The sequence below is a fragment of the Luteolibacter luteus genome, from assembly GCF_012913485.1.
GTDB lineage: Bacteria > Verrucomicrobiota > Verrucomicrobiia > Verrucomicrobiales > Akkermansiaceae > Haloferula > Haloferula lutea.
Genome location: NZ_CP051774.1, coordinates 2482090 through 2507676 on the forward strand (window position 1 = coordinate 2482090; position 25587 = coordinate 2507676).

At 60.5% G+C, this 25587-nt stretch carries 19 protein-coding genes; 8 read left to right on the plus strand and 11 right to left on the minus strand.

The features are described from left to right. The first annotated feature begins 261 nt into the window (after nt 1-261). Nucleotides 262-2421 carry an amidase gene (locus tag HHL09_RS10450; RefSeq protein WP_169454588.1) on the plus strand — a complete coding sequence of 720 codons (2160 nt, stop codon included), beginning with the start codon at nt 262-264 and terminating at the stop codon, nt 2419-2421. Between the two features lie 100 nt (nt 2422-2521). Further along, a complete protein-coding gene (locus HHL09_RS10455) occupies nt 2522-4138 on the plus strand; it encodes a hypothetical protein (RefSeq protein ID WP_169454589.1) in 1617 nt (538 codons plus the stop codon). Between the two features lie 103 nt (nt 4139-4241). Here the strand turns inward: HHL09_RS10455 and HHL09_RS10460 are convergent, their stop codons facing one another. Further along, nucleotides 4242-6320 carry a prolyl oligopeptidase family serine peptidase gene (locus tag HHL09_RS10460; RefSeq protein ID WP_240963766.1) on the minus strand — a complete coding sequence of 693 codons (2079 nt, stop codon included), beginning with the start codon at nt 6318-6320 and terminating at the stop codon, nt 4242-4244. A 198-nt stretch (nt 6321-6518) separates the two neighbouring features. On the opposite strand from HHL09_RS10460, the gene HHL09_RS10465 reads away from it, so the two are divergent. Together HHL09_RS10465 and HHL09_RS10470 are read left to right on the plus strand one after the other, a co-directional pair. After that, a complete protein-coding gene (locus tag HHL09_RS10465; protein WP_169454591.1) occupies nt 6519-7202 on the plus strand; it encodes a hypothetical protein in 684 nt (227 codons plus the stop codon). 7 nt (nt 7203-7209) lie between these two features. Further along, on the plus strand, nt 7210-7743 hold the full coding sequence (locus HHL09_RS10470) for a HEAT repeat domain-containing protein (RefSeq protein ID WP_169454592.1): 534 nt from the start codon (nt 7210-7212) through the stop codon (nt 7741-7743). A gap of 161 nt (nt 7744-7904) precedes the next feature. On the opposite strand, the gene HHL09_RS10475 is transcribed toward HHL09_RS10470, so the two are convergent. Continuing rightward, nucleotides 7905-9080, minus strand: coding sequence for a hypothetical protein (locus tag HHL09_RS10475; protein ID WP_169454593.1), 1176 nt, complete (start codon nt 9078-9080; stop codon nt 7905-7907). A gap of 119 nt (nt 9081-9199) precedes the next feature. Next, nucleotides 9200-10627, minus strand: coding sequence for a hypothetical protein (locus HHL09_RS10480; RefSeq protein WP_169454594.1), 1428 nt, complete (start codon nt 10625-10627; stop codon nt 9200-9202). An 89-nt stretch (nt 10628-10716) separates the two neighbouring features. Here HHL09_RS10480 and HHL09_RS10485 point away from each other — a divergent pair, with 89 nt between their 5' ends. The 3 genes from HHL09_RS10485 to HHL09_RS10495 all read left to right on the plus strand — a co-directional run bounded on the left by HHL09_RS10485 (nt 10717) and on the right by HHL09_RS10495 (nt 16085). Beyond that, complete coding sequence (locus tag HHL09_RS10485; RefSeq protein ID WP_240963767.1) at nt 10717-12957, plus strand: FdhF/YdeP family oxidoreductase; 2241 nt, start codon at nt 10717-10719, stop codon at nt 12955-12957. A gap of 441 nt (nt 12958-13398) precedes the next feature. Further along, nucleotides 13399-14499 (plus strand): HEAT repeat domain-containing protein, encoded by a 1101-nt coding sequence (locus tag HHL09_RS10490; RefSeq protein WP_169454595.1) that lies wholly within the window; start codon nt 13399-13401, stop codon nt 14497-14499. Between the two features lie 5 nt (nt 14500-14504). After that, nucleotides 14505-16085 carry a hypothetical protein gene (locus HHL09_RS10495; protein WP_169454596.1) on the plus strand — a complete coding sequence of 527 codons (1581 nt, stop codon included), beginning with the start codon at nt 14505-14507 and terminating at the stop codon, nt 16083-16085. On the opposite strand, the gene fdhD is transcribed toward HHL09_RS10495, so the two are convergent. After that, nucleotides 16060-16854, minus strand: coding sequence for a formate dehydrogenase accessory sulfurtransferase FdhD (gene fdhD / locus HHL09_RS10500; protein ID WP_205761019.1), 795 nt, complete (start codon nt 16852-16854; stop codon nt 16060-16062). The two genes, HHL09_RS10495 and fdhD, sit on opposite strands and share 26 nt — an antisense overlap. A 24-nt stretch (nt 16855-16878) precedes the next feature. Here fdhD and HHL09_RS10505 point away from each other — a divergent pair, with 24 nt between their 5' ends. Next, entirely contained in the window at nt 16879-17436 is a 558-nt protein-coding gene (locus HHL09_RS10505) for a phosphatase domain-containing putative toxin (RefSeq protein ID WP_169454597.1), read from the plus strand. Here the strand turns inward: HHL09_RS10505 and HHL09_RS10510 are convergent. From HHL09_RS10510 to HHL09_RS10540, 7 genes are read right to left on the minus strand one after another with little or no spacing between them, the layout of a single operon-like run. Then, nucleotides 17378-17740, minus strand: coding sequence for a lysozyme inhibitor LprI family protein (locus HHL09_RS10510; protein ID WP_169454598.1), 363 nt, complete (start codon nt 17738-17740; stop codon nt 17378-17380). The genes HHL09_RS10505 and HHL09_RS10510 overlap by 59 nt on opposite strands. Before the next feature lie 45 nt (nt 17741-17785). Further along, nucleotides 17786-19351, minus strand: coding sequence for a hypothetical protein (locus tag HHL09_RS10515; protein WP_169454599.1), 1566 nt, complete (start codon nt 19349-19351; stop codon nt 17786-17788). After that, on the minus strand, nt 19348-21417 hold the full coding sequence (locus HHL09_RS10520) for a hypothetical protein (RefSeq protein ID WP_169454600.1): 2070 nt from the start codon (nt 21415-21417) through the stop codon (nt 19348-19350). Before HHL09_RS10520 ends, HHL09_RS10515 begins: the two co-directional genes overlap by 4 nt. Nucleotides 21418-21450: 33 nt before the next feature. Continuing rightward, a complete protein-coding gene (locus HHL09_RS10525) occupies nt 21451-22383 on the minus strand; it encodes an ABC transporter permease (RefSeq protein ID WP_169454601.1) in 933 nt (310 codons plus the stop codon). Nucleotides 22384-22425: 42 nt separating this feature from the next. Then, nucleotides 22426-23964: a sugar ABC transporter ATP-binding protein gene (locus HHL09_RS10530; RefSeq protein WP_169454602.1), complete on the minus strand. Its 1539-nt coding sequence runs from the start codon at nt 23962-23964 to the stop codon at nt 22426-22428. A gap of 42 nt (nt 23965-24006) precedes the next feature. After that, nucleotides 24007-24288: a hypothetical protein gene (locus HHL09_RS10535; RefSeq protein ID WP_169454603.1), complete on the minus strand. Its 282-nt coding sequence runs from the start codon at nt 24286-24288 to the stop codon at nt 24007-24009. Between the two features lie 50 nt (nt 24289-24338). After that, nucleotides 24339-25313, minus strand: coding sequence for an ABC transporter substrate-binding protein (locus HHL09_RS10540; RefSeq protein WP_169454604.1), 975 nt, complete (start codon nt 25311-25313; stop codon nt 24339-24341). Nucleotides 25314-25587: the final 274 nt, after the last annotated feature.

The window sequence follows — 25587 nt, forward strand, 5'->3', positions numbered from 1 at the left end:
GATCCGCGAAAGACCATTCGCTCGGGAAAGCAAATGAATGTTCCCGGCATTTTCTTCGCTGCGCTAGAAGTGAAATTAATTTCCCCTACACGGGTGTAGGGAAGCGCTGGCATGGAGGGCGCTCTTTGGGAACGCGCAGCCCCACGAAGCGTCCGGATCGCTAGGAACCGGACTTCCGATCTCTCTAACAGGCGGACCCACAGCGGGAACCGTGGGATGCATTTGACCTGCGCGTGCAAGCACGCGCCCACGACCCGTATTATGCAAAATCCATCCATCGGCAGCGCCTCCCTGCCCTCGTCATCGCTTGGCGAGTCTATCAGTCCCAAACAACGCTTTTCCTCACCTCATGGAAGCCCGGTGCGGCGTTGGCTATTGGCTGCAGCTCTCGCCACTACCTTGCTACCTGGCAGTGCGGGGGCTCAGACCAAGAAGGTTGTCACCGAATTCAATCTCGGCACGGCAACCTTGGAAGAAGTGCAACTGGCGATGGATTCCGGAGCGCTCAGCAGTGTGGAACTGGTGAATCTCTACCTGCGCCGCATTGCCATCTACGATCAGAACGGCGCGCCATTTCTGAACTCGGTGCTGCACGTGAGTCCGGATGTGCTGGAGCAAGCCCGGGAGTCGGATCGCCTGCGCGCCGCCGGCACGAAGCTCGGCCCGCTGCATGGCATCCCCTGTCTGGTAAAAGGCTCTTATAGCGTGAAAGGCCTTCCAACTTCAGCTGGCACCACTGCTTGGGCTGATCTGATTGCTCCTGATGATTGCTTCCTCGTGGCCAAGCTGCGCGAAGCCGGAGCGATCATCATGGGCCAAGCAAACATGGATACCTGGGCAAACTCCGGACAAAGCTCTACTTCCCAGATCAAGGGAGCGGTGAAGAATGCCTACGTCCTCGGAACCACCTCCGGCGGTAGCAGCGGCGGATCGGCGGTGGCGACCGCGGCAAACTTCGCGTTCTTCGCCTTTGGCGGCGAGACCGGTGCCTCGATCCGCGGTCCGTCGGATCGCAATGGTATCGCCGGACAGCGTCCGACTGCCGGGGCATTGCCATCCAACCACATCGTGAACCTGAGCCCGGAACGCGATGTAGTGGGGCCGATGGCTCGCAACGTCAGCGACATCGCCGCGATCCGCGATGCGGTATCCTATCAAGACCCGGAAGATCCTTGGGCGCCGATCCTGCCGCTCTTCACGGATGGCCGCCCTTTCCCGACGGGCTTCAAGCAAGCCATGGCGACTGCAACTCTCTCCGGGAAGAAGCTTGGCGTCATCGGTACCTATATCGGTCTCACCCACCCGGACCCGGGGGAAGGAGCAACCTCAAATACCACGAGCCTGATGACAACCCGGCCCGAGGTGCTCGCGAACCTGGAAGCGTCCAAGGCCCTGATGACCGCCGCAGGTGCCACCGTCAGCACGGTTTACCTGCCAGCCGATGTCAGCACGACTTACGAACGTGGGCCGACGGCGCCGCAACGGACCCTTTCCTCGCAGCCGGTTAGCGGCCGTTTCAATGCCTACGCCCATCGCGGCATGATCGAGTTCCTGGTAAAAACCCCGGGCGACACCCTCGATACGCTGGCGGCAAAGGTGGTCGCCAAGGCTGCGCTGCCTACCGGCAATACCGGGAGCCGCACAATCAATGATACCACCATCGGTTACATGTATACCTTTGGGCCGAACTCCGAGGTAACGGGTTCGGAAGCGCTTTCCTTCGCCTCGCCCGAGGCCACGGAACACTACACCGCGCTCCGGGAAATCCGCCGCAAGCTGGAAGCCTGGATGGATGCCGAAGGCTTGGATGGACTGGTCTTCCCGGTCGATTCCGGAAAGACGGCCACGGTGGGTTCCGTGAATGGCCGCGACCCGATCAATGCGATGCACATCCCGGGTACCGTGGTGCCGAATGGCTCCCTGCCCGATGGAGAACCGACCTGTCTGATCTTCGTCGGCAAGGGCTATGATGACGTGGAGGTCTTCAAGCTCGCCTACGCCTTCGAGCAGGTGTCAAAGAACCGCTACTCCACGCCGCTGGCACCGCCGCTGCCGGAGGAAACGTTCACCTACACGGTGAAGACCACGCCATCCTCGAACTCCGGAGGCGGGCCGATCATCTCCTTGACGGGTACCGCGAAGACGATCGGCAACGGCCCGGAGGCGACGATCAACCTGAAGGGCAAGGTGGTGAAATCCGCCGACCTCGATTTCGTGTCGGTCTACATCAATGGCAAGCGCGTACCCGCTTCGCTGGCGAGATCTCCGAAAAACAAAAACATCACCGTGACCATCCCGCTCGCGGCGGCCTCCGCGGCGGCAGATGGCGCGCGACTTGCCTCGCTCACCGTTGAAGCGACCGACACCGACGGCAATACCGACGTCAAGATGAAGGCGCTGAAGCTGAAGGCGATCAACTGATCCGGGACTCATTTGTTTCGTCACAACGGAGCGGGGAGCGCCTGCCCGCTCACCGCTCCGTTCCTTTGTTTCACCTTTTCACCTGAGACCATCCACCGCCATGTCCCAGACTCCGATTCTCTCGAGGCTCCGCATCCTTCTTCCCGTTATCGCAGCGATCCTGCTGATCGCAACTGCCGCTATTTTCTTCTCCGGCTCACGTCCGGCCACGCCATCGGCGGGTGCTTCCGAAACGAAGCGGGCCGACACCCACTCGCAAGCTCCGGCGAGGGATGCCGCTCTAACATCCGCGGACTGGATGGAGCGGATCCGCCAGTCGCCAGCTGAAAACCGCCCGGAATTGATGCGCGAAATTCTAGCGATCGTCGACGCGACCCTGCGTGCCGAGATCTCAACCGCACTCGCCACAGAGTGGATGAAGGACGACTTGGACAACTACCTGGCCTTCGTGGATGAGATGATGGTCGGCGAGGGCCTGAGCTCGGAACTGATGCAGCGCTTTTCGGTCGCACTGATGGGCAGCTTCGAAGCAAGCGCCAGCAAGACGGAGCTGAAAGGCAAGATCCGCTACGTGGCAGAAGCGGTCGTCAGCTACTTGATCGCGAATGATCTGGACGGCGCCGAAGACTGGGCAAGGACAAACCTGGTGAAGCTCGACCTGGACATGGCTCTCGCGAGGATCGCACCGCCGATGGCCGCAAGCTCCCCGACCAAGGCGATGGAGATCTTCGGCAGCATCACCTCCGCGGCACCGCGCCTCTCGGGGGCGTCCGCGCTGGGGGCGGCCCTGGTCAAGCAAGACCCCGACACCGCGATCCGCTGGGCAAACTCCATCAGGGCCAACAGCGAACGGTCACTGGCCATGAACGGAGTTGTCGGTGGAATCTCGCCTGAAGATCCGGCGCGGGCAGCCTCGCTTTTGAAGGGCTTCCTGGAGAAGATCCAGAATGAGTACAATCAAATCCGCGAACGGGATCGCCAGCAGGCCGGGGTGAAGCCTGAGGATGAATTCCAGACACCGGAACTCTACGCGGAGTATTTGGAGAACAACGGCTATGCGATCATGCAGCCGGATACACCGGAGGCGGATTACCTGATCAAGGCAGGCGAGCAGATCGGCTTCGAAATCGCCAAGACAGACCCGCTGGCCGCCTTGGATTGGGCGAAATCGTTATCGGTCGGCATCCTTCAAGCACACGCGGTCAGCGGGGCTCTCTCGGGATGGAGCACTTGGGCTCCTCAAGAAGCGGTAAGCCATTATTTGCAGAACTATGCCTATGATCCCGCGATCCCGGTTTCTCTTTTCGAGAACTGGGCCAGTCAGGATCCACAAGCCGCAATCGCCGCGATCAAGAGCCTTCCGGATGGAGGACAACAGTCCTCCGCCATCCGCGGCGTGATCAGCGGCTGGCTGGATTCCGGAGAAGATCTTCCCGGCCTGGTTGCGTGGGCGGATCAGTTGAAACCGGGAGCGGACCGCGACGATGCCCACCTCTCCATCATCGAGCAAACGAGTGAGCTGGACGCGAACAATGCCTGGCAGCTGGTATCCCGGATCGAAAATCCGGTGTCGCGGAAGAACGCGGCGGAGGACGTCTTCTCGATCATCGCCTTTGAAAACCCGGCGGCGGCAAGGCAGATGCTCCAGCACTACGCCGGGCCGGACTCCGAGATCCAAGCGCTGACCCGTATTCTCTCGCTGGCGGAAGAGTCGTGAGGAACGAGAGATCATGGTTTCCGCGCGAACCGGCCGCAAAAAAAGGGGGACATGAACTGTCCCCCTTTTCTTTTTACAGCTTCAGCCGCGTCGGCCAAAGCGCTCAATCCTTCTTCAGCACCGACTCGAGGAAGGCCCACTCATCGGCAGTTTTATCGATCATCTTCGACAAGGCGGTTCCCGCCCCGTGGCCAGCGCTGGTGTCGATCCGGATTAAAACCGGCGGGCCGTCCTTGGCTTGGCACTCTTGCAGGCGGGCGGCGAATTTGAAGCTGTGAGCCGGGACCACGCGGTCATCGTGATCCGCAGTGGTGACCATGGTCGCCGGATAGCGGGTGCCGGGCTTCAGCACGTGATAGGGTGAATACTTGAGCAGAGCTTGGAATTCCTCCGGATTCTCGGCGCTGCCGTAGTCCTTCTCCCATGCCCAGCCGATGGTGAACTTGTGGAAACGCAGCATGTCCATGACGCCCACCGCTGGCAGGGCAGCACCAAAGAGATCTGGCCGCTGGGTCATGCAGGCACCCACCAGGAGCCCGCCATTGCTGCCGCCCTGGATCGCAAGCCTGCCTGGAACGGTGTACTTTTCCTTCACCAGCCATTCGCCGCACGCGATGAAGTCATCGAAGACATTCTGCTTACGCAGGCGGGTGCCGGCGAGGTGCCACTCGCTGCCGTACTCACCGCCGCCGCGAAGGTTCGCGAGTGCAAAGATACCGCCGCGCTCCAACCACACCGCACGACCAATCGAGAAGCCGGGACCCACGCTGATATTGAAGCCGCCATATCCGGAAAGCAGCACGCGGCTGCTACCATCCAGCGTGATGCCCTTCTTGTGGACGATGAAAAGGGGTACCTTGGTGCCATCCTTGCTGGTGACGAAGACCTGCTTCGTCTCATAGGCGTCACTATCGAAGCCCACTTTCGGACGCTTCCACAATTTGCTTTCGCCGGTGGCGAGATCGTACCGGTAGATGGCACCGGGATCGGTGAACCCGGTGAAGGAATAGAAGGTTTCCTTGTCCTTCTCGCGGCCTTCGAAGCCACCTGCGCTGCCGATACCCGGAAGGGAAACTTCACGGACGAACTTGCCAGCCATGTCATGCACGGTCACCGCGCTCTTCGCATCGCGCAGGTATTCACAGACCAGATAGCCGCCCACACTGGTGGCACCTTGCAGCAGGTCCTTGCCCTGCGGGATGATCTCCTTCCATGCCGCGCGGTCGGGTTTCGCGACATCGATGGCGATCACGCGATGCCGCGGTGCATCCAAGTCGGTGCGGAAGTAGAAGACTCCGTCCCTATTTCCGATGAAGTCGTAGCTCGCATCCGCATCCGCCAACAACTCCACGACCGGTGACTCGGGCTTCGAGGCGTCGCGATAGAAGAAGCGGTTTTTCGGATCAGTACCTTCGGTCACGTGAATGACGAGGAACTTGCCGTCCTCCGTCAGCCCTCCACCGAAACCCCACTTCGGGTGATCCTTGCGCTCGTAGATCAGCTTGTCCTCAGCCTGAGGCGTCCCGATCTTGTGGAAGCAGAGTTTCTGGAATTCGTTTTTCTGGGTCAGTGCGGCCCCGGCAGCCGGTTCGTCATAGCGGCTGTAGTAGAAGCCGCTGCCATCCTTCGCCCAAGACATGCCGCTGAATTTCACCCACTTCAGGTGATCTCCGGTTTCCTTCCCGGTCGCAACGTCGCGCACGAGGATCTCATTCCAGTCGCTACCACCGCGGGAAATCGAGTAAGCGAGCAGCTTACCGTCCTCGCTCGGCTGGAAATTCGCCAGCGCCACCGTGCCGTCTTCGGAAAGCTTGTTCGGATCAAGCAGTTCCCGGCCTTCGCCGTCCATCGTTTCGGAGACTTTCAGCACCGATTGGTTTTGCAGCCCGGTATTGTGGGTGAAGAACCAGCGGCCGCCGTACTCCTGCGGCGCTGCCGTGCGCTCGAAGTTCCAGAGGTCTGCAAGACGCTTGCGGATCTCTCCACGCTGCGGGATGGCCGCCAGGAAATCCTCGGTTACGCGGTTCTGGGCCGCCACCCATGCCTTGGTTTCCTCGGCATTGTCGTCCTCCAGCCAGCGGTAGGGATCGGGAACTTTCGTGCCGTGAATCTCTTCGATCACGTCCGCCTTGCGCGTGGCCGGATAGTCGATCGCCGCGGCTAAACCGAGGGACGGAATCATAAAGCTTAGGAGCGAGGGAATATTGGAGTTCATTCGATGGGGTGAGGTGTGCTGCTAAAGCGATACCAAAGTGATTCTTTTTTTGGGAATTCCTTCGTTTTCAAGACACTAATTGCAAAAGGCGCGAATTGGGCGGCGGGGACCATTGCCCCGCTGCGCCGCTTCTGATTCGTTTGAAATGCGTCAAAAGCGATAGCCATGAAACTCGACTCCCCCAAGATGTTGCTGCTTTGCGCAGCCATGTTCCCGGCTCTGCCGGTCCAGGCGACGCCTGAAAAGAACTACGTCAACCCGTTCATCGGTGGCCAGTTCCAACTCTCGGAAGAAATCAATCCCACGAGCTCCTTGGATAAGATCGTTGCCAAGGTCCAAACCGTAAAACTGAATGGTAAAGACCTGCTTCAACTGATCAGCGAAGCAACCGAGACCGAGTTCCCGAAAGGAGCCCGGCTGCTTGTCGACCTGAGCGGCATCAAGGCAGCCGGCGTCGCTCCGCTGGGAGGAACCACGATCGCCACCACCTGGGTGGTGGACCGAGACGGGACCCCCCTCCTGAATGCGACGGAGTTCCTCCTTTTCACCTTCGATTTCAACTCCCTGATCTACTCCGGCTTGGTCGACTTCCTGAACAACAAGGAGAAGACCAAGAACCAGTTCCCCGCCACGCTGCGGATGGTCTTCTCCCACCGCGACATCGACGTCTTTTTCCAAGGAAACTGCTTCGAGAATTTCCGGATGAGCTCACCGAACTCCCAAGGCGTGCAACACGTTCATGGTGTCACCCGCTTTGCCGCCGATGGGCATGGCTTCTTCAACGATGAACTCTTCGTCGGCTCCACCGATATCATTCTGCGCGGCGACGAAGACATCTTGATCGACTAGCAAGGGCATGAACCGACGCGCCAATTTTCTCACCGGCTGCAGCCTCGCAATTCTGGCCGCTGCACTGGTGTGGGTCCCCCCCCGGGAGTCCGTCGTGAAGCCGGCGGATTCCCGCGCAAAGAGTTTGATCCGCGCGGCCCCCGGTGCGGATCGAGTGCGGGCAGACCCGAACTCCTCGGGCGGCCTGCCCGCACCCCAACTCTCGCCCCATGCCCCGGACTCGAATGAGCACGACTTGTGGATTGCGCAGCGCTGCCAAGCGATCGAGTCCATGGCCTGGGAAAACGACGATGCGTCCCTAAAAAACATCCTCGCCGAACTGCGAAATCCCGAAGCCGAGATCCGGGAAGCGGCCCTCGGCGCGGTGGTGACCTTCGGCAGCAAGGCGGCCATTCCTCACTTGGAGGACCTGGCGCGCACCACGGAGGATCCCGCGGAAAAGCTCTCCCTGCTGAAGACCGCGGAGAACTTGAAGATCCCCTCCGCCACCGAGTATTTCGCCAAGGCAAAGAAGAAGAACGATCTCCCCCAAGGAAACTGAGCATAAAGACACCCCAAGGAAGCAGCGGTCTGGGACCGCCGGGCTTGCACGATGTTGGCCGTAAGTACCTGAGCCTCCGGTTTTTCGGATTGGGTTTTCCGGAGACCACGCGGTCGACGTTTCCATGAAAAGCATCCGGCGGTTTCAGACCGCTGCTTCCGTCACTCCTCCTTCGCCCAGCGCTTGCGTTCGCCTTCGATCCTGGCGCGGGCGCTCTCCCGGAATGACTCATCCTCGATCTTGTCGAGGATCGCTCCCCAAGCGTCCTCGTTCTCTCCGCCGTCCATCGTAAAGAGCGCTTGCTCTGCATAGGCGGTGTCCCGGAGCGCCGCGTCCGGAAGCTTGGGAATCTCGCTTTCCCAATTATTGCCGAGATCGAAGACCCAGCGCCGGGCCCCAAGATCGCGGAGGAGCCTACCTGCTCCTTCGTCCGGAAACCTCAGAGCCCACTCCGCCCAACTCATCTTCGGCTGGCCATCCGGATCGCCGGCGACTTGCATCTCCACGGTCAAGACCAGGTCCCGGCCAATAATCGGACGCATTCCGAGAAAGTCGGTACCAATCGCGCGCTCAAGTGCAGCCTCCCACTCGGAATCACCTTCCTTCCATCCCCACCAATCTTCCCGATTGAGAGTTTCCAGGACCTTCATCATCTCGCTGTCGGACGCGTTCTCGCGTAAGCCCGCCACCATGAATTGAGCAGCTGGAAGACGGACCGCGTCTGGAAGATCCGCGATCTTTTCAGTCCTCCCGGGATAATCGTCATGGAGGGAAGCAAAGGCCTCTCCCGCTTCTTTGGCTGGCACGCTTTCCCCGAGATCGTGCAGCCAGGCAGAGTATTCGCTGACGCGTTCCCGGGATAGCAATGCCGAGGCGGCACCCGCGAAGGCATCCTTCCAGTGTACCGAGTTACTCAAGAACGTCAGGCCTCGATAGAAGTCGGGATCCTTGGCCATCGCGGTGCTGACGACATGTCCCATCACCCTTTTCGGAACCGCCGGATCGTTGAGAAGCAATGCCATGATCTGCCGGGGATCTCCACTTTCCGCGAGTTGATTCCACGCATCGGAGTTACCGGTTCTACGAGCATAGCGGATCAAGGACTCCGGATCGCGACGCGCCAATTCGGCGAACAACTCATCCATGTGGTGATCCCTGCCGGGCCACGGTTGATCATCCAGCGCCTCCAAGAAACCCAGCGGATCTTCGCTTCTCCAATCATCGAGTAGCGATCGCTTCAACCAAGCGCGATCCTCCGCAGTCATTGATAGGCGGGCCATCTCCTCCAGCATCTCGCCCCTCGTCGGAGCTTCGATCCGGTCTCTGGATCTGGACATCGCCGGGACGGACAGCTCCCCACGCGTTGAGGTCCCGCGCTTATCGGAAGCAGCCAGCATCACGGCGGCAAGATATCCGCCACCCAGCGTCAACAGATGAAGAGCGAGACCAGCCCGATTCATCGTTCCTCCCGGGTGGCGCCGCTGGGAACGACAGCTTTCAGAACCGAGTCCGCCGGCAATCGAGAGAGCGCATCTTCAGCTTCAGCCGGAGCTGACCTCAACCAATCCTTGAATCTCTCATCCAGCCCTATCTCACCGAAGTCCGTTGAAGGATCCATTGGCAGATGCTCCATCAGGAAAGCGAGGCGACTGCACCTTGGATCTTCGGACCTTAGAATGACCTCGGTGGAAGCACGGAGAAACTTGTCCTTCGGAAGCTTGCTAGCAGCCCACTCCAGTGCGGCTTCCGGATGATGAGGGGCGATGGCCTTGAAAAGCGCGATCACGAAGGCCTCTTGCTCGGATTCCGCCCCCGGCACTCGGACCAGGATCCGCGAGTGCAAGGTGGATGCGTCGATCTCCCCCCGCCTAAGAAGCTCCGGGTAATCCCTTTCTTCAACAAGCGCATCTTCTAGGATCTCGCCAAGGTCGGGCTGTGGGATCCCGAGGCTGGACTCTCGTGGTGGGGTTACTTCCGTCGAGGCCGAGATACTGGCAAGTAATGCGGGCCTTAATTTTTCAAAGTCTCCGAGATCCCGGGACATCAGCGCCGATGAAAATTCTTCCGACCAGACCTCGCCATCGTTATCTTCGCTCGCGAGGTTCTCAAGGATCCCCCTCCGAAGCTGCGGGTCCGCTTCGACCATCAGAAACCCTACCGCTTCCGCGGCATCAGCGGGCTGCCAGTAATCTCTGAAGCCGCTGACTAGAAGGCGTTGCTGCCCAGAGTCGATTTTCAGGAATAGATCCTGCAAATCCCTCAAACTGTCGCTCATTGCGAGGAGCCGAGCGTGATGGAGAAGCATGTTGTCGCCAAAGGTCGAAGATCTCTCCGGATGCTTCAGCTGAGCAGCGACTTCCTCTGCCGGCAAAATCCTGGTAACCCCGGACTCGATCACCCACTCGAGGACATCGGGGAACTTGGCCATCTCGTCGAATGCTTCGACCGGATTCCGTCGATGCCATTCGAGAAAAATCGCCGCCAAGGTCCTCATGTCGGGAGCGCTGTCCTCAAGATTCCTCGATACCTCGCTTTTTAAATCCGGGACATTTCTCAGCTTTTCGGCAAGCGATCTCAACTTCAGGAGATCTTCCCCAAAACCTGCGAGCTGTTCCTTCCGCGCTGCCCGCCGTTCGGATCCCCTCTCACGAGGCGTGAGCGAACGCGGCTCTTCTATATACGATGGCTCGCGGGCTTGCGGCGCTTCTTTCAAGCGCTCCCGGACGGTTTCGCGGACGAACTCCCTGCGGGCGGCATAGGAGACTTCTCTCGTGCCTGAAAGAGCTGCCCCGTGTTTCTCCTCCTGATGCGTCACAGCCCAGAGACCCGCTCCCAACGTGGCGGAAAGAAGAAGGGGAGCGAAGCGCAACACTCGCGGAAGCATGAGCCACCATGCAAGCGGGTTTGCATGAGATGTTCAAGTTCGGCCGCCTTTCCTTTTGCGGCCCGCGCGGCAGCCGCTAGCTTGGGTCTGTGAGTGAAGCGTTCAAGGAGCCGAAGACAGGGGCCGCGGGAATGCGGGCGGTGGTGGAGGCGATGAAGCAAACCATCGGCAAAGCCGGGCTGGGACGCGGCACCAAGGCGCTGCTGGAACTCAACCAGATGGGCGGCTTCGATTGCCCGAGCTGCGCGTGGCCGGACCCGGATCATCATCGCTCGGTCGCCGAATTTTGCGAGAACGGCGCGAAGGCCGTGGCGTCGGAAGCGATGAAGCATACGATCGGCCGGGATTTCTTCGCGAAACATTCCGTGGCTGAACTGATGGGGCAGACGGATGCCTGGCACGATCTTCAGGGCCGCTTGGGAGAACCGATGCTGCTGACGGAGGGCGCGAGCCACTACGAGCCGGTGAGCTGGGATGAAGCCTTCGCGATGATCGCGGAGGAACTTCACGGACTGGCCTCGCCGAACGAAGCCATCTTTTACACCTCCGGCCGGGCGAGCAACGAGGCGGCCTTCCTCTACCAACTCTTCGTGCGGGCCTATGGGACGAACAATCTGCCCGATTGCTCGAACATGTGCCACGAGTCGAGCGGGCTCGCTTTGAAGGAAGCTATCGGCGTCGGCAAAGGCACCGTGACACTTGATGATTTCCTGGAGGCCGAAACCATCATCTGCGTGGGGCAGAACCCCGGGACCAATCACCCGCGCATGCTCAGCACGCAGGAACTGGCGGTGAAGAAGGGCGCGAAGCTGGTGGCGATCAATCCGCTCAAGGAGGCAGGCCTACTTTCCTTCATGCAGCCACAGCATCTCACCGGGTTGTTGGGAAGGGGCACGGCTCTCGCCTCGACCTATCTGCAGGTAAAGGTGAACGGCGACATGGCGCTCTTTCGGGGCATCGCCAAGTCCCTGATCGCGGCAGGAAATACCGACAAGGATTTCATCAGGCGCCACGCTTCCAACTACGAAGAATATCGTCGATCCGTCGAAGAGACTTCTTGGGACGAGATCGAGGCGCTATCCGGAATCGATCGGCTGGAGATCGAGTCGCTCGCCCTCAGCATCTCCTCAGGCAGCAACAAGCTGATCACTTGCTGGGCAATGGGGCTGACCCAACACCGCAACGCCGTCGCCACCATCCGCGAGATCGCGAATGTCCACCTGCTACTGGGAGCGGTGGGCAAGCCGGGAGCAGGCCTCTGCCCAGTGCGGGGCCACAGCAACGTGCAGGGGGATCGCACGGTAGGCATCTTCGAAAAGATGCCGGAAAGTTTTTTGGCCGCCTTGGAACGACAGGCAGGCGTCCCCATCCCGCGGGCGCATGGCTTCGATACGGTAGCCTCGATCCTCGCGATGAAGGAAGGGCGCGGAAAGGTATTCTTCGCACTGGGCGGCAATTTCGCTCAAGCGACGCCGGACACGGCTTTCACCGCTGAAGCACTGCGCCGATGCCGCCTGACCTGCCATGTCTCAACCAAGCTGAACCGCAGCCACTTGATCCACGGCCGCCGCGCCTTGATCCTGCCATGCCTGGGGAGGAGCGAGCGCGATGAGGGGCCCCTAGGGCCACGCTTTGTGACGACGGAGAACTCGATGGGCGTCGTGCAATCCTCCCAAGGCAAGCTTTCTCCCGCTTCTGAAGACCTGCTGAGTGAAACGGAAATCGTTGCCCGTTTGGCTGAAGTGACACTCGGTGATCGCGGTGCCGTCCGATGGCGCTGGCTGGCGGAGGATTACGATCGCATCCGAAATTGGATCGAGGCGGTGGTCCCTGGCTTCGACCGCTACAATGATCGGGTCCGCGAACATGGCGGCTTCTACCTGCCGAATGCCGCCAAGGAGCGCCGCTGGAACACGGAAAACGGAATGGCGAACTTCTCCGCCGCATCCATCGACGCCTTTGAAGTCAAGCCGGGGCGTTACCTCCTGCAGACCCTGAGAAGCCACGACCAGTTCAACACCACGGTCTATGGCCTGGACGATCGCTACCGAGGCATTTCGGGCATGCGGGACATCATTTTCCTCAATCCGGAAGATCTGAACGTCCTCGGTGTGAAGCCCGGCCAGCGGGTGGATGTGACCAGCCATTGGGAGGATGGCGAGCGACACTTGAACGGCTTTCGCGCGATTCCCTACGAGATGCCGCGCGGCTTGGCAGCGGCCTACTTCCCGGAGGCGAACGTGCTGGTGCCAGTAGGCCATGTGGCAAAGGGTAGCAATACCCCCGCAAGCAAAAGCATCGAGGTGAGCATCACACCGTCACGAGGATGATGTCATAGCTCTCTTGATCGGGCTGGCGAGGCGGCAGCGATAGCCGAGAAGTTCTGCCGGCTGTTCCTTCCCAAAAGATGATCTTTGGCCGATCGAAAAGGGCGACTGTCGTGAAAGGAAATGCCCGTTGCAAAGCACTTCGGGCAGTGCAAGCGTGCCAGTCCCATGAGAGCGCGGGGTCATTCCGGGCGCCGCTATTGGAGACTCCTTCCCAAGACCATCCACGGGCGCATTTGGACCATCTGTGGTGGATGCCTGCTCCTCCTGCTGGCAATCGCCGGCATCATCGCCAGCAGCCTCTGGATCGAGGACCGGCACCCTTCGGATGATCCTCAACGAGTTCTTTTCCCGAGCTTCCAGAGAATGGTAACGCGTCCTGTCGTGCAAACGATCAGCCGGGGAGTCGAAGCGCGATTCCGAAGGCACATGGAAGGAAAATTCATGAAGACCGGCCTCTCGCTGGAAGAAACCATCACGCTGTTTCTGGACGAGAGCACCGATCTTCACCAGCGCCGCTTTCATGTGTACCGACTGGCCCGGGAAGGCACTCCTGAATCCATTGCCGCCCTTCGAAAGATCTTCGATTCCGCGCCTGCCGGGCACAAGATCTACATGGCGGGCCTAATTGGACGAAGCGGCAATCCCCACGCCAAAGATTGGCTTAAACCCCTCCTTAGCGATCCCAATGAAGCTATCGTTCGGGCTGCGATCCGCGGCTTGGGAGTTCTGGGAGGCGACGATGTTTCCCGGAAGCTCGACTTGATACTCAAAGATGGGACCCGCCCCCAAGCAGTGCGGGTCCAAGCCGCGATCACACTCGGATCCATGGGATCTGCAGCAGCCACAGATGCGTTACTGGAGGCCTTCTCGGAAAACCCTTCGGACGAATTGATGGCGGAGATCCTTCATGGCTTGGGCAAGACCAGATACCATGAAGTCGCACCGGTCTTCGAGACACTCATCGCTTCAAGGGAAGCGCCGCTAGAACTCCGCGCAGTGGCAGTGGAAGCTTTGTCCGAATCGTCGAGCGATGCCATTCCTTACCTCATTGAAGTGGCCGGCCATCATGAGGAACCGGATCTTCGCGCTTCTGCAGCGTGGGCCGTTAGCGCCCATGGTTCCGCGGGTTATCTCGCGCCGCGCTTGATGGATCTAGCAGAAACAGAGCCGGAAGCCGAGGTGAGGCGCAGGCTTTATGAAGCGATGCTGTCGCAAGCTTCCCTGCCTGCGGACCGGGTGCTGTCCGCAGCGCTGAAAGAGGATGAGCCCGCAACAAGGATCGCGGGTTTCAATGCGGCCGGCCAGGTGGCAGGGCGAATGCCCGGCTCCAAAGCAGCAGCTGTCTTCGACGCCGAAATCATCCCCGAACTTCTTCGCACGGCGAACCAGCCGAACAGCCTGAATCTCCGGATGCGCGCCGTTTTCGCGCTCCGCCGGGCGAACACTCCGGCCGCGCGACAGGCGTTGAAGACGCTTTCCCATTGTGACGCGCCGCAAATCTCAACCGCGGCGAGAAACGGCTTGAGGACCTCAAACCCTTGAATGCCATGAAGACGATTCCTTCCTTACTCCGCCCGATTACAGCGGGCGCGATCCAAGTTCTCCCGAGCGCCGCGGCGCTTGCCGACGGCGCCGACAATTTCAACGACAACTCGAAGAGCGCCGTGAATTGGGGTACCGACGGCATTAGCGGAAATGGTGCCCTGACGGAAACTTCCCAGCGGTTGCAGTACACTTGCCCCACCGGGACATTCGACGACAGCGCCGAGCGCCCTTGGGAGCTCACCCGCTTTCCCTACAATGCAAACTGGGAAGTCCAGATTGACGCGGTGAACAACACCGCGCCTAGCCCTCCACTTCAGGTCAATAGCATGGGTATCCGTCTCCTTAGTCCCCACTCGGCAGGCGACTACCTTTATCACGAGTTCTACAATTCCGCGATCGGCGGGCCGTCCCGTCAGGGTGCCAATGCCGACATGACCTTCGGAGGCAGTTCCTTGGGCGGAGCCGATTCGAGCGAGCTGGCGGTCGATCGCATCGGCTTGCGCATGACTTGGGACAGCAAGACCAAGGTTCTCACGACCTATTACGACACGAATCTCGCAAACGGGTACCAATGGACGATTCTCGGGACATTCGGACTGGAGGGATCGGGCGGTGACGACGCGAATGCCAACTGGGGCCTCGCGGGCACGGACCAATTCTTTCTCTCGGTTTACGGCTTTTCCGCATTCATGAGCGTCCCCGCAGGTCAGATGCACCTGGATAATTTCAGTGAGACCGGCGGCGTGGGCGGCAGCGGGGGCACGCGCCCGCAACCTGTGGGAAACTTTCCTTTCGTCTTTCCCGGCGGGAATGCCGCCCTTACCCGGATCTTGAGTATTACCGGCAATTATCAGGGCATTTCTCCGAGTCCCGGCCAGCGGGCCTACTCGATCGACCTTGCGCAGGATGAATCCGGAAAGGTCTCCGCGATGGGAACCATGGAGGGTATCCTGGACGAGAATGGAAGTCCCACCATCGCGATGGACGTCGGCTCCGTGAAGACCGTGAACGAGGAGCCGTTCGTTCAGCTCAAAGGTAGCTTCAAAGGGGAGCTGGACGGCCTGAGCACCCATTTCAAAGGGAATGCCAGCGTACCACTGGAGGTCGTCGATCTGGACCCGGGAGAACAAGGAATCCAAGGCAGCGGCAATTTCACGAGCAAGGTCGGTGGCGTGCCCTCTTCCGGAAAGAACATGCAGATCGAAGTGCCCGCCTCGCCGGAAGCCTTGGACAACCTGAAGCAGGATTGGTCCCTGGACCTCGATATCGCGCTCAAAGCCATCAACGGCAAGCAACGGACGGTGGCATCCGCCAAGCTCGTCCTGCCGAACGGCGACATCATCCAGTATCCGGAGAAGATCGTGAAATACTCGGAGCAGAAGGGCTATAGGATCACCTTCAAGAAAGGCACGAACATTTCAGCCGATCCGGACGCTCCTGACAAAAAATCCACGGTGATCCTGACAGGCCTGCGATTCGAGAAGACCGGCGACTCATGGGAGCCGGTGGCAGGGACGATCACCTACAAATTCCTCGGCCAATCCGGAACCGAGAATCTCATGGAGTTTGTGCCACCTCCTTGAAGCTGATGCGCCGCGCTCCCGCATACACCCGAAACTTCGGCGGCCTGAGAAAGGCGACCAAAGCTTGGCCGGATTTCTCTGCAAATTCCACCGCTAGCGAGGACGGCGCAGAAATCGCTGCGACAAGGGGAATTCCACCCGCCAAGGCTTTCTGCATGATCTCGAAGGAGACGCGACCCGAAACCATCAGGAAGCATTGGGTGAGATCAATTGCGGCGTTCAGGCAATGGCCCAGCACCTTATCCACGGCATTGTGCCGGCCGATGTCTTCCCTTACCACAACCATCGTCCCTTCGCGGTCGAAGATCCCCGCGGCATGCAGCCCACCGGTGCGGGAGAAGATTGATTGGTCCACCTCCAAGAGTGCCGGAGCTGAAAGCAGGACATCACTGGAGAAGACTCCGGAGCTTTCGAGAGGAGGAAGGATTCCCGCCACGGCATCGATGGTCGCCTTTCCGCAGAGCCCGCAGGAAGAGGCACTGAAGACGTGACGAGTCAGCCGGGAGAAATCCACTTCCACGCCATCGGCCAGAAAAACGAGCGCGTGATTCTCCTTGGAGCCGGTATCGATCCTCCTGATCTGCGCCGCGGAAAGGATGACTCCTTCCGTCAGCAGGAATCCGAGCGCGAGCTCCTCGTCATGCCCCGGCGTGCGCATGGTGATCGCGACGGAATGGCCATCCACGACGATTTGCAGCGGTTCTTCCACCACGATCCGGTCGGGAACCTCCTCGCCGGTCGCGTCAAATGCCATCACTTGCTTGTCCATGCCCGGATGCTGGGTAAGCTCGGAATGATGATCCGGAAAGCATCGATTGCGCTTCTCCTAAGTCTGCTGCTGGCGTGCTGTGCAGGACCGGCGAATCTGCACAAGGTGGACGACAAGGTCTGGCGCTCCGGCCAGCCGGCGCGCTACCAGTTCCGGGAGCTGAAAAAACAAGGGGTCGGGGAGGTGCTGTGCCTGCGGCGGTGGCACTCGGACATCGATGAGGCTCCCGGCATGGACCTGCATCATGTGAGGATGAATGCGGGCAAGATCAAGGACGAGCAGATCGTGAGGGCCCTGCAGGCAATCCTCGCCGCGGACCAACCGATTCTGGTTCACTGCTTCCACGGCGCCGATCGCACCGGAGCGGTGATCGCCATGTACCGGATGGTGGTGCAGGAATGGCCACGGCAGAAGGCGATCGATGAATTCATGGATCCGAAGTACGGCCACCACGCCGACTACTTCCCGAACATCCGCGAGTATCTGGAGAAGGTGGACATCGGGAAGATCCGCCGCGAGGTCTTCACTTCTCCCGCTCCTCGATCAGATACTCACGCAGAGCTGCAACTCGGTCCTTCGTGAGCTTGCCGCGGACGCCCTCGTGGACTAGCGGCCACATGCTGCCGCCGCGGGCCTCGGCGTCCGCACGGAATTCCGCCTCCGCATCACGAAATGCCACCCAAGCACGCTGTGACTTCTTCAGCCGCTCCTTCGCCTCGTCATCCAGCACGCCAATCACCTTGGCGTAGACCTCGTTCAACTCCTTGTCGGCTTTCTTGAACGCCTCAGCAGCTTGGGCATTCATCTCCTGCTGCGACTGAGCCCGGCAAACGGGCACGAGAGCCATGGCGATGAATCCGGCAGAGAGGAGGGGCAAGCATTTCATCCCCGCATCCTGCCGTCCTTGCCCCACGGCACACAAGCCGCGAGCTCAGGAGCTCCCGGCCACCTTGTCTTTCCATGCATTCGCCGCGGCCGCGTCATCTACCGACCAGTTCGAATGCAGGTTCTTGATGGCGGCCTCCCGCGCGGGGCCATCGGGCATGGTCTCCACGTAATCGGCAGCCTTGGCGGGATCCATGATCGCCAGCCTGGCTACGGCCTGGGGAACGATTTTTCCCGTCGTTTGCTCGGACACCCCTTGGCAGAGCTTGAGCAATAACTCGGGAGGCTGGGACTGCATCATGTCCGAAGCCCCGAGAAACAGCTGCTCTTTCTTCCCCGGATCCAGAGCTTCCCAAAGCATCATCGTCTCCTCGGGATCCTTTGCCATCTTCAGCATGGCTCGATCCAAGGAAGCGAATTCGCCCGGGGTCTCCTCGATGACTCCGGCTTGTACCAGCTTCTCCCGGAAAGGAGCCCCATCTTCGGCATCCATCGTTCCGAGCATCTCCACAAGCCCCTCGGCCTCACCCCTGCTCTTCAGGAGACTGATGATTTCAGGAGACCTCTGGCTGCCAAGAATCCAAGGGTATCTCCGGACCTGATCCATCACCTGATCGGGAAAGGTGTGGGCCCAGGAGCTGAGTGCGTTGCCTTTCAGATCCTCGCGCATCTTCTCCGGAGCATTCGCTTCAAGCCAAGCGACGCATTCTCCGAAATCGGAGTTCTTCCGGGAGATCTGCGTGGCGATGTAGAATCCGGCGTTCCGCTTTTCCTCGTCCGCGATGTCCGCATAGATCCGCTTCGCCGCCTCAAGGTCGGAGTAGGCCAAACCCGAAATCAGCTCGGCCTTTGCCCGGTCCGGCAGTGGGGTCTCGCGACCTTCCATCCATGCGACCAATTGCGCGGGCGCTGCGCCTGCCAGGTTTCTCAGCGCTTCAGGCAGGTCCTTGTCCGGAAGATCGCCTGACTTCACGATCCGCTCGAAGTAACCGAAGGCCTGATCGGGATTGCTTCCGGCAATGCCACCAAGCAACGACGCATAAAGACCGCCCCGGCGTGAGGCAGGAAGTCCTTGGATCATTTCGAGCCCTTTCTCCGGATCCTTCGCGCCCATTCCCCGGAAATGAATCCCGCCGAACCGGGGATCAAAGGCATGGTCAGACCCGGCCGGTTGAGCCAGGAGAAAGGGCAAGGCCCGCTCCGGGTCGATGGTGCACCATTCCGACATGATGCCTTCCGGAATCCTCCCCATCTCCGCTTTGATCCTGCCAACGGTCCACTCCGCATCGGTCCTCAGAAGATGCTCGATCAGCCAATTGCCGTAGGTCCAGCTACCAGGCGAAGCCCGAAGGGTGGCAAGCAGGTCATCCAGAAGTTCCTCCCGTGAGCGGTTGGCCCGTTCGCGGATCATCTTCCAATTTGAAGGGGTCGGCGACTTGCTTTCCCGACCACTCTCAACCCGCCGCTCCGCCGCCTTCGTTCCAAGCGCCTGCTTTTTCCGATTTGCTGACTCTCCTGCATCCGCTGCTTCGTTCCCTGAAGGCGCACTCATCCTCCCGATGGCGAATGCGGCCACCAGCAGGAGAGCGGAGATGACGAGCCGCGCTTTCATCGCGAATGCGCCCCCCGCATGAATTCGACCTGTTGTTTGGCGTTTCGGATTGTGGATTCGGAAAGCACCATTCCTGGATCGTCAATGAGTGCCTGCGCCTCTTCCGGATCTTGCCGGGCAATGGCAAAGATGAGACTCGAGAAAACCCGGGAGCGCTCATTGATATCGGAGAGCCCTCCGACTTCCTTCATGATCCCTGGACGGGAAGAGGGATCGGCTCCGTAGATCTCGCCTGCCATGGCGTTCAGCGCCGCCTTTCGCCGCATGCTGTCATCTTCAGGCAGATTGCTCCACCACTCCTTTGCCTGCTCACGATTCTGCGAAACCCAGGACGCCAGGCAGCTTTGATAGCTGAAGTCATCCCTCTCCTCCGCTGGTACGGAGTCGAGATAGCGGACCGCCTCGGCAGGATTGTTGGCCGTCATGGCCTGCGCGATAGTCCCGTGAGTACGTGCCCGCAGCTTGGGTGGCAGCCCTGCGACTTCCTGCATCGCCATCTCCGGATCCGCTTTGGCAATCTCACCGATGATCCGCTGGAGAGAGCTGTTCCTGACCTCATCGGGAAGCTGCTTGGCAAACTGGAGGGCCGCGGCTGGATCGGCTTCTGTCATCGCTTGAGCCATCAGCGAGAGCAAGCGGTCAGCAGACTGCTTGTCTTCCATGCTGGCCACCGCCGATGCCGCCTTTGAGATCTCGCCGAAAGGGAGACCATTGAAGGCAGATGCCAGCTCGGTTTGGTTCAGGACATTACCGCGTTCGGTCTTCTCCAAGCCAGAAAGCCATGCGACCGCGGCTCCGGGATCGCTCTTCATCCAGGTAGCGGCAGCGAGCCCGAGAAGTGAAGCCTTGTTGAAATGAGATCCCGAGCGATCGTCTTTGGGAACCGCCTCCTGTTCGCCCAAGATCGTCATCGCTTGCAGCGGGTCTTTTGCCACGAGCGCCAGCGCAGCCCGTTCTCGAACCGTATTGGCAGGAATCACACCCGGCCCGTTCAGGCCCATCGATCCCTGACCCGTTATCATCTGGGCGAGCGTATTACCGTAGCGCTCGCCCAGAGAAATCGCGGCGAGGACCCGAGCGGGATCGGTATCCACCAGCGGTGCCAGCGCACAGGCGATCGCGGAACGCTTCGCGGGTCCATCGGACAGGGCCGATTCCACCCAGGCCAAGGCCGCCTCAGGATCCTTCTTCGCCCACATCGCGGCAATCTCGACGGCCACAAAGCTGCGCGCCCGCGAGGTCGGCATCGAGTTGTAAAAAGCGACTGCCTGCGAGGGATCATCCTTGGCGATGCTCCGGGCAATCGCGGTCGCCATCGGCATCTGGAGCTCCGGGGACTTCACCATCGCGAAGATGGCTTTCATGCCTTCGGGATCTTCCGCCGCAAGGGTTGTGAAGACGCTGGGGTTGTAGGCGCGGAACCAGGCGCCGCTTTCGAGCAGCTTCGAGAGCTGGCGGACGGCTAGTTTCGGGTCCAGCTTGGCGAGCTCCTCAAGCGCCTGTGGGATGCTGTTCAGGTCACCTCGCGTCAAGGCGGTGTCCAAGACCTCCAAAGGATCGGTCTTCTTCACGAGCTCCGCCTGCCGGAGCATCCCTTCAAGAAGCTCGCGCTGCTTCGTTTCGGTCGAGGGATCCTCTATTCTCGCCCGTAGCAGGTCTGGCCTGGAGCGAGCCAGCCAGACAAGCCATTCGTAGCCGCTCCGGTCAAAGGTGAAGCTGCTGAGGGGAGAGTCGAGAAGCACCCGTGCAAGGGCTTCGGGATCGATCTCGGAAAGGCGTAGCAATACCGACTCGCGGAGGAGGGGCGGGAGTTCCCACAAGGGCCCGGTGCCAATCAGGGCGAGACAATCCTCGGCACTCGCGGACTGGATCCGCGCGACCGCCTCTCCGGGGTCGCTCGCGAGAGCCGCCTGAATCGATGCCACCGAAGGCCCTCCTTGGACTCCAGCCGCCGGGGAACCTTGCTTGAGATTCACCTGCCCGGCAGGGGACAGGCTCGCGCGCCCGAGGGCGAAGGCACCCACGAGGCCGGCAGCAAGAATCCCATGTCTGGTCCAGCGATTCACGCGCCTGACATGCCATCCGAGATAGGATGGAAGTCAAGCCTTGCGGTGCCGCAGGCGGTCGATGATCACGGCCACCACGATGATCGCGCCGGTGATGACTTCGGTCCACGGGGTGGGGATGCCATTCAGCACGCAACCGGTACGGATGGTGGTCATGAGCAGGGCACCGATGAGAGCACCCAGCACCGTGCCCTCGCCACCGGAAAGGCTGGCACCGCCGATGACCACAGCGGCGATGATGTCCAGTTCCAGCCCCATGGCGGTGGTCGGATCCCCTTGGGAGGACTTGGCGACATTCATCAGGGCCGAAAGGCCGGCGAGTGCGCCGCCGATGGTGTAAACGAAGATCTTCGTCTTCGCGACATGCACGCCGCAAAGAGTGGCGGTGTTTTCATTCGAGCCGACCGCGAAGACATGGCGACCAAAGCGCGTGTAGCGCAGGACGAGAGTGAAGGCGATCACCAGCGCCACCATCAACCATACGCCGATGGGAATGCCTGCGCCGCCCATCCAAGGCTTATACGCGGTGACGTCGAAGGGCAGGTTCACCGGGGTTCCGTGGGTGACCACCTTTCCCGCCCCGCGGAAGGCCTGCATGGTGCCTAGAGTGACGATGAATGGGAGGAGTTTCATGCCGGTCGTGATGCCGCCGTTGACGAAGCCGCAGAAAGCGCCGAAGGCGATCGTACCGAGGAAGACCAGCGGAGGAGCCATGCCCTTTGTGATCAGCATCGCGGCCACCACGCCACAGAGGGCGATCATGGAGCCCACCGAGAGATCGATGCCGCCGGAGATGATGATCAAAGTCATCCCGATCGCGGCAATGCCCACGATCACGGTTTGCGTGAGAATGTTGAGCAGCACCTCTTCACTCAGCATCCGCGGGTTGTTCCCTGCGAAGATGCCAAAGACGACCAGCAGCGCGATGAAGGGGCCGAGAAGAGTGAGGATGGATTTGAGACGCATGAAAGAGAGGGAGGACGTCGAAGGGACGGCGAAAGGGATGCCTTAGTTCGAGGTTCGGTGTTCGCAGAGTTCCTTGGACTTACCCGTGGCCACCAGCATCACGTCGTGAGGTGTGAGATCCCCGACAGGCAGGGCCCGGGTGAGTCGACCCTGGCTCATCACGGCAATGCGATCGCAGACGCCGAAGAGTTCGGGCAGATAGCTGGAGATAATGATAACCGCCCGCGGACGCTTTTCATCGGTGACGACCTCGTTGATCGCTTCGTAGATCCGGGCCTTCGCCGCGATGTCGATGCCGCGGGTCGGCTCATCGAGCAGGAGCACGTCGACATTGTATTCCAGCAGCCGGGCAAAAGCGGCCTTCTGCTGATTGCCGCCGGAAAGCGCGCCGATGGGCTGGGCGGGGCCCTGGCACTTGATGCCGAGGCGTTCAATCCATGCTGCCGTGGCCTTTTGCTGCCGGGCAGGCGAAACGGCTCCGGCGCTACCGAAGCGCTCCAAGCAAGGCAACGTGACGTTGTCCGCGATCGAGAGATTCAATGCGAGGCCCTCTTCCTTCCGGTTCTCGCTGAGGATGCCGACGCGCTGCTGCCAGCGACCGCGCGGGGTGGCGTCGCCCTTTGTGCCATTTGCCACCTCCACTGTCCCACCCTTCACCGGGTCCAGACCGAAGAGCGCGCGAAGGAGCTCGGTGCGGCCCGAGCCAACCAAGCCAGCGATGCCGACCACCTCGCCGCGATGCAAGTCGAGGCTGGCACCATCGGGCTTGTTGCGATTCCCGGTCAGGCCGGAAATGGCGAGGATGCGCTCACCCTGCTTTCGCTCGGTGCGCGGATAGAGATCTTCGACATCGCGACCCACCATGAGAGACACGATTTCTTCGGGCTCGGTGGTCGCGACATCGCGCGTGCCGACGACCGAGCCATCGCGCAGAACCGTAAGCCGCGAGGCGAGGCGCTTCACCTCCTCAAGGAAGTGCGAGATGTAGATGATCGAGATGCCCTGCGCCTTCAGGCGATCGATCAAAAGGAAAAGACGCTCGATGTCCTTCTGCGCGAGCGAAGAGGTCGGCTCATCGAAAACGAGCAGCTTGCAGCCCATCGCCAGTGAGCGTCCGATCTCCACCAGCTGCTGGGCGGAAACGGAAAGCGAACCGGCGCGCACCTCCGGCCGGATCTCGGGGTGGTCGAAATGGGCGAGCGCTTCCGTCGCACGCTGGCGCATCACCTTGCGATCCACGAAGGGGCCCTTCATGGGCTCCATGCCGAGAACAATGTTCTCTTCCACCGTGAGGTGCGGCGCGATCGAGAGCTCCTGATAAATCATCCCGACGCCGCAGGACCGGGCATCGAGCGGATTCTTCGGATTGTAGGGCTTCCCATCGAAGTGCATCTCACCCTCGTCCGGGCAATGAGCACCGGAGAGCACCTTCATCAGGGTGCTCTTGCCCGCACCATTCTCACCGACCAAGGCGTGCACCTCTCCCGGAAGGATCTCCAGATCGACACGACCCAGCGCCACCGTCGGACCAAAGGTCTTCCGGATGCCGTGCATGACGAGGCGTGGTGGGAGAGATTGCATAAGAAATGTCAGGCCTTGGAAAAGCCGCGGATCAAGCCACGGCTACGAGGGATCTCCTCCTAGCCGTCGGATACTTTTGTAAGGGGCAAAGGCGACCGCCACTAATGCGACGAGCCAGAAAAAAGAAGAGCCGCTCTTCCGACCCAGAACTTCGATGACAAGCTCCATATCTGGAGCCGTGGCGGCGCGATCCTGCGTGGTTTGGCGAGGCCCCTCTTTCAGATCGACGAGAATCCGGCGGGCCATCTGGACATCGGTCAGGGCTTGGAGCAGCTGATACCCGCAGAGGAAGACCAGAAAACATCTCGTTAGATTCCAGATCATTCAACAAACATCCTCTGACCACCCTGCGGGGAACATCGCGACAACCTCACTCAGGGAAGCTGGGTCTTGATCAGGGCTGAGATCTTCGGATCTTCCAGATTCGTCGGAGTGATCAGGGTGGCACCGGTATCGACCGTGGCTTCCACCTTCTCGCCCTTCAGCTTGGCCACGGCAGTTTTCACGCTGAGATAGCCCATGTTCAGCGGGTCCTGCAAGACGCTGCCCTGCATCTCGCCCTTCTTCAGCGCATCGATGAAGGTGGCATCGCAATCGAAGCCGACCAGCTTGACCTTGCCCGCGAGGTTCTTGCCGCGCAGCGCCTGAAGCATGCCGTAGGTGCTGGTCTGATTGCTGGTGAAGATTCCCTGGACCGAAAGGCCATCGCCTTCGGCAAGACGGGTCAGCAAGTTGGTCGCGGTGTCCTGCGCCTGGCTCGCGGTGGCACCGGCGTACTGCTCGGAGCTCACGACTTCGATGCCCGGGGACTTCTTGATCTCTTCGAAGAAACCTTCCTCGCGTTGCTCGGTCGAGGCGCTGCCTTGCATGTAGCGCATCACGGTCACCTTGCCCTTGCCCCCCAGCGATTCGGAGAGCGCGCGTGCCGCGATGCGACCGCCTTCGCGATTGTCCGTGGCGACATAGCTGGCGATGAAGCCCTCGCTGTCCGCCAGGGAGGAATCGATGATCACCACCGGCTTCTTCGCGCTGACTTCCTTTACGACATCGCGCAAGGCGACGGCGTCGAGGGGAGCGAGCACGATCGCGTCATTCTGCAGCGATTGGTTTTTCACCAGATCGATCTGCTGCGAGCGGTCATCCTCCTTCTGGGGTCCGATGAAGGTGACTTCCACCCCCAGCTCATCAGCGGCCTTCTTCGCACCCGCTTCGACGGACTTCCAGTAGATGTGGGTGGTACCTTTGGGAATGACGGCGACACGGGTTTTGCCAGTGCCAGCGGACTTGTTGTTGCAGCCGCCGCAGAGAAGCGCGGCCACCGCGAGGGCGAGAATTGGTGTGGATTTCATCTTGGGTTCGTGGGCTTCGCGATCTAGCGGAAATCGGGAGGGTGGGACATGGGAAAGTCGTGCATCCGGGTGCTTTCAGCGGAAAATACCGCTTTCGGGGACAAGGAAGAGCAGCTGCTAGGGAAGCGGTGGCGGAGACCCCCATTTCACCGGTCCCCATTTCCCGCCTGATACGCCTGATAAAACCGGGAAATTTTCGGGCGATAACAGGTGAAACTTGGCCCACGCCTCCCGCGGTTGGCAGTAGAAAGGTTTCGACCTCCCGCAGCGGCTT

Bases quoted from the DNA above. Each gene is read 5' to 3' on its own strand.
- HHL09_RS10450 (WP_169454588.1), top strand. From the start codon at position 262: ATGCAAAATCCATCCATCGGCAGCGCCTCCCTGCCCTCGTCATCGCTT.
- HHL09_RS10455 (WP_169454589.1), top strand. From the start codon at position 2,522: ATGTCCCAGACTCCGATTCTCTCGAGGCTCCGCATCCTTCTTCCCGTT.
- HHL09_RS10460 (WP_240963766.1), bottom strand. From the start codon at position 6,320: ATGATTCCGTCCCTCGGTTTAGCCGCGGCGATCGACTATCCGGCCACG.
- HHL09_RS10465 (WP_169454591.1), top strand. From the start codon at position 6,519: ATGAAACTCGACTCCCCCAAGATGTTGCTGCTTTGCGCAGCCATGTTC.
- HHL09_RS10470 (WP_169454592.1), top strand. From the start codon at position 7,210: ATGAACCGACGCGCCAATTTTCTCACCGGCTGCAGCCTCGCAATTCTG.
- HHL09_RS10475 (WP_169454593.1), bottom strand. From the start codon at position 9,080: ATGTCCAGATCCAGAGACCGGATCGAAGCTCCGACGAGGGGCGAGATG.
- HHL09_RS10480 (WP_169454594.1), bottom strand. From the start codon at position 10,627: ATGCTTCCGCGAGTGTTGCGCTTCGCTCCCCTTCTTCTTTCCGCCACG.
- HHL09_RS10490 (WP_169454595.1), top strand. From the start codon at position 13,399: ATGAAGACCGGCCTCTCGCTGGAAGAAACCATCACGCTGTTTCTGGAC.
- HHL09_RS10495 (WP_169454596.1), top strand. From the start codon at position 14,505: ATGAAGACGATTCCTTCCTTACTCCGCCCGATTACAGCGGGCGCGATC.
- fdhD (WP_205761019.1), bottom strand. From the start codon at position 16,854: ATGGACAAGCAAGTGATGGCATTTGACGCGACCGGCGAGGAGGTTCCC.
- HHL09_RS10505 (WP_169454597.1), top strand. From the start codon at position 16,879: ATGATGATCCGGAAAGCATCGATTGCGCTTCTCCTAAGTCTGCTGCTG.
- HHL09_RS10510 (WP_169454598.1), bottom strand. From the start codon at position 17,740: ATGAAATGCTTGCCCCTCCTCTCTGCCGGATTCATCGCCATGGCTCTC.
- HHL09_RS10515 (WP_169454599.1), bottom strand. From the start codon at position 19,351: ATGAAAGCGCGGCTCGTCATCTCCGCTCTCCTGCTGGTGGCCGCATTC.
- HHL09_RS10525 (WP_169454601.1), bottom strand. From the start codon at position 22,383: ATGCGTCTCAAATCCATCCTCACTCTTCTCGGCCCCTTCATCGCGCTG.
- HHL09_RS10530 (WP_169454602.1), bottom strand. From the start codon at position 23,964: ATGCAATCTCTCCCACCACGCCTCGTCATGCACGGCATCCGGAAGACC.
- HHL09_RS10535 (WP_169454603.1), bottom strand. From the start codon at position 24,288: ATGATCTGGAATCTAACGAGATGTTTTCTGGTCTTCCTCTGCGGGTAT.
- HHL09_RS10540 (WP_169454604.1), bottom strand. From the start codon at position 25,313: ATGAAATCCACACCAATTCTCGCCCTCGCGGTGGCCGCGCTTCTCTGC.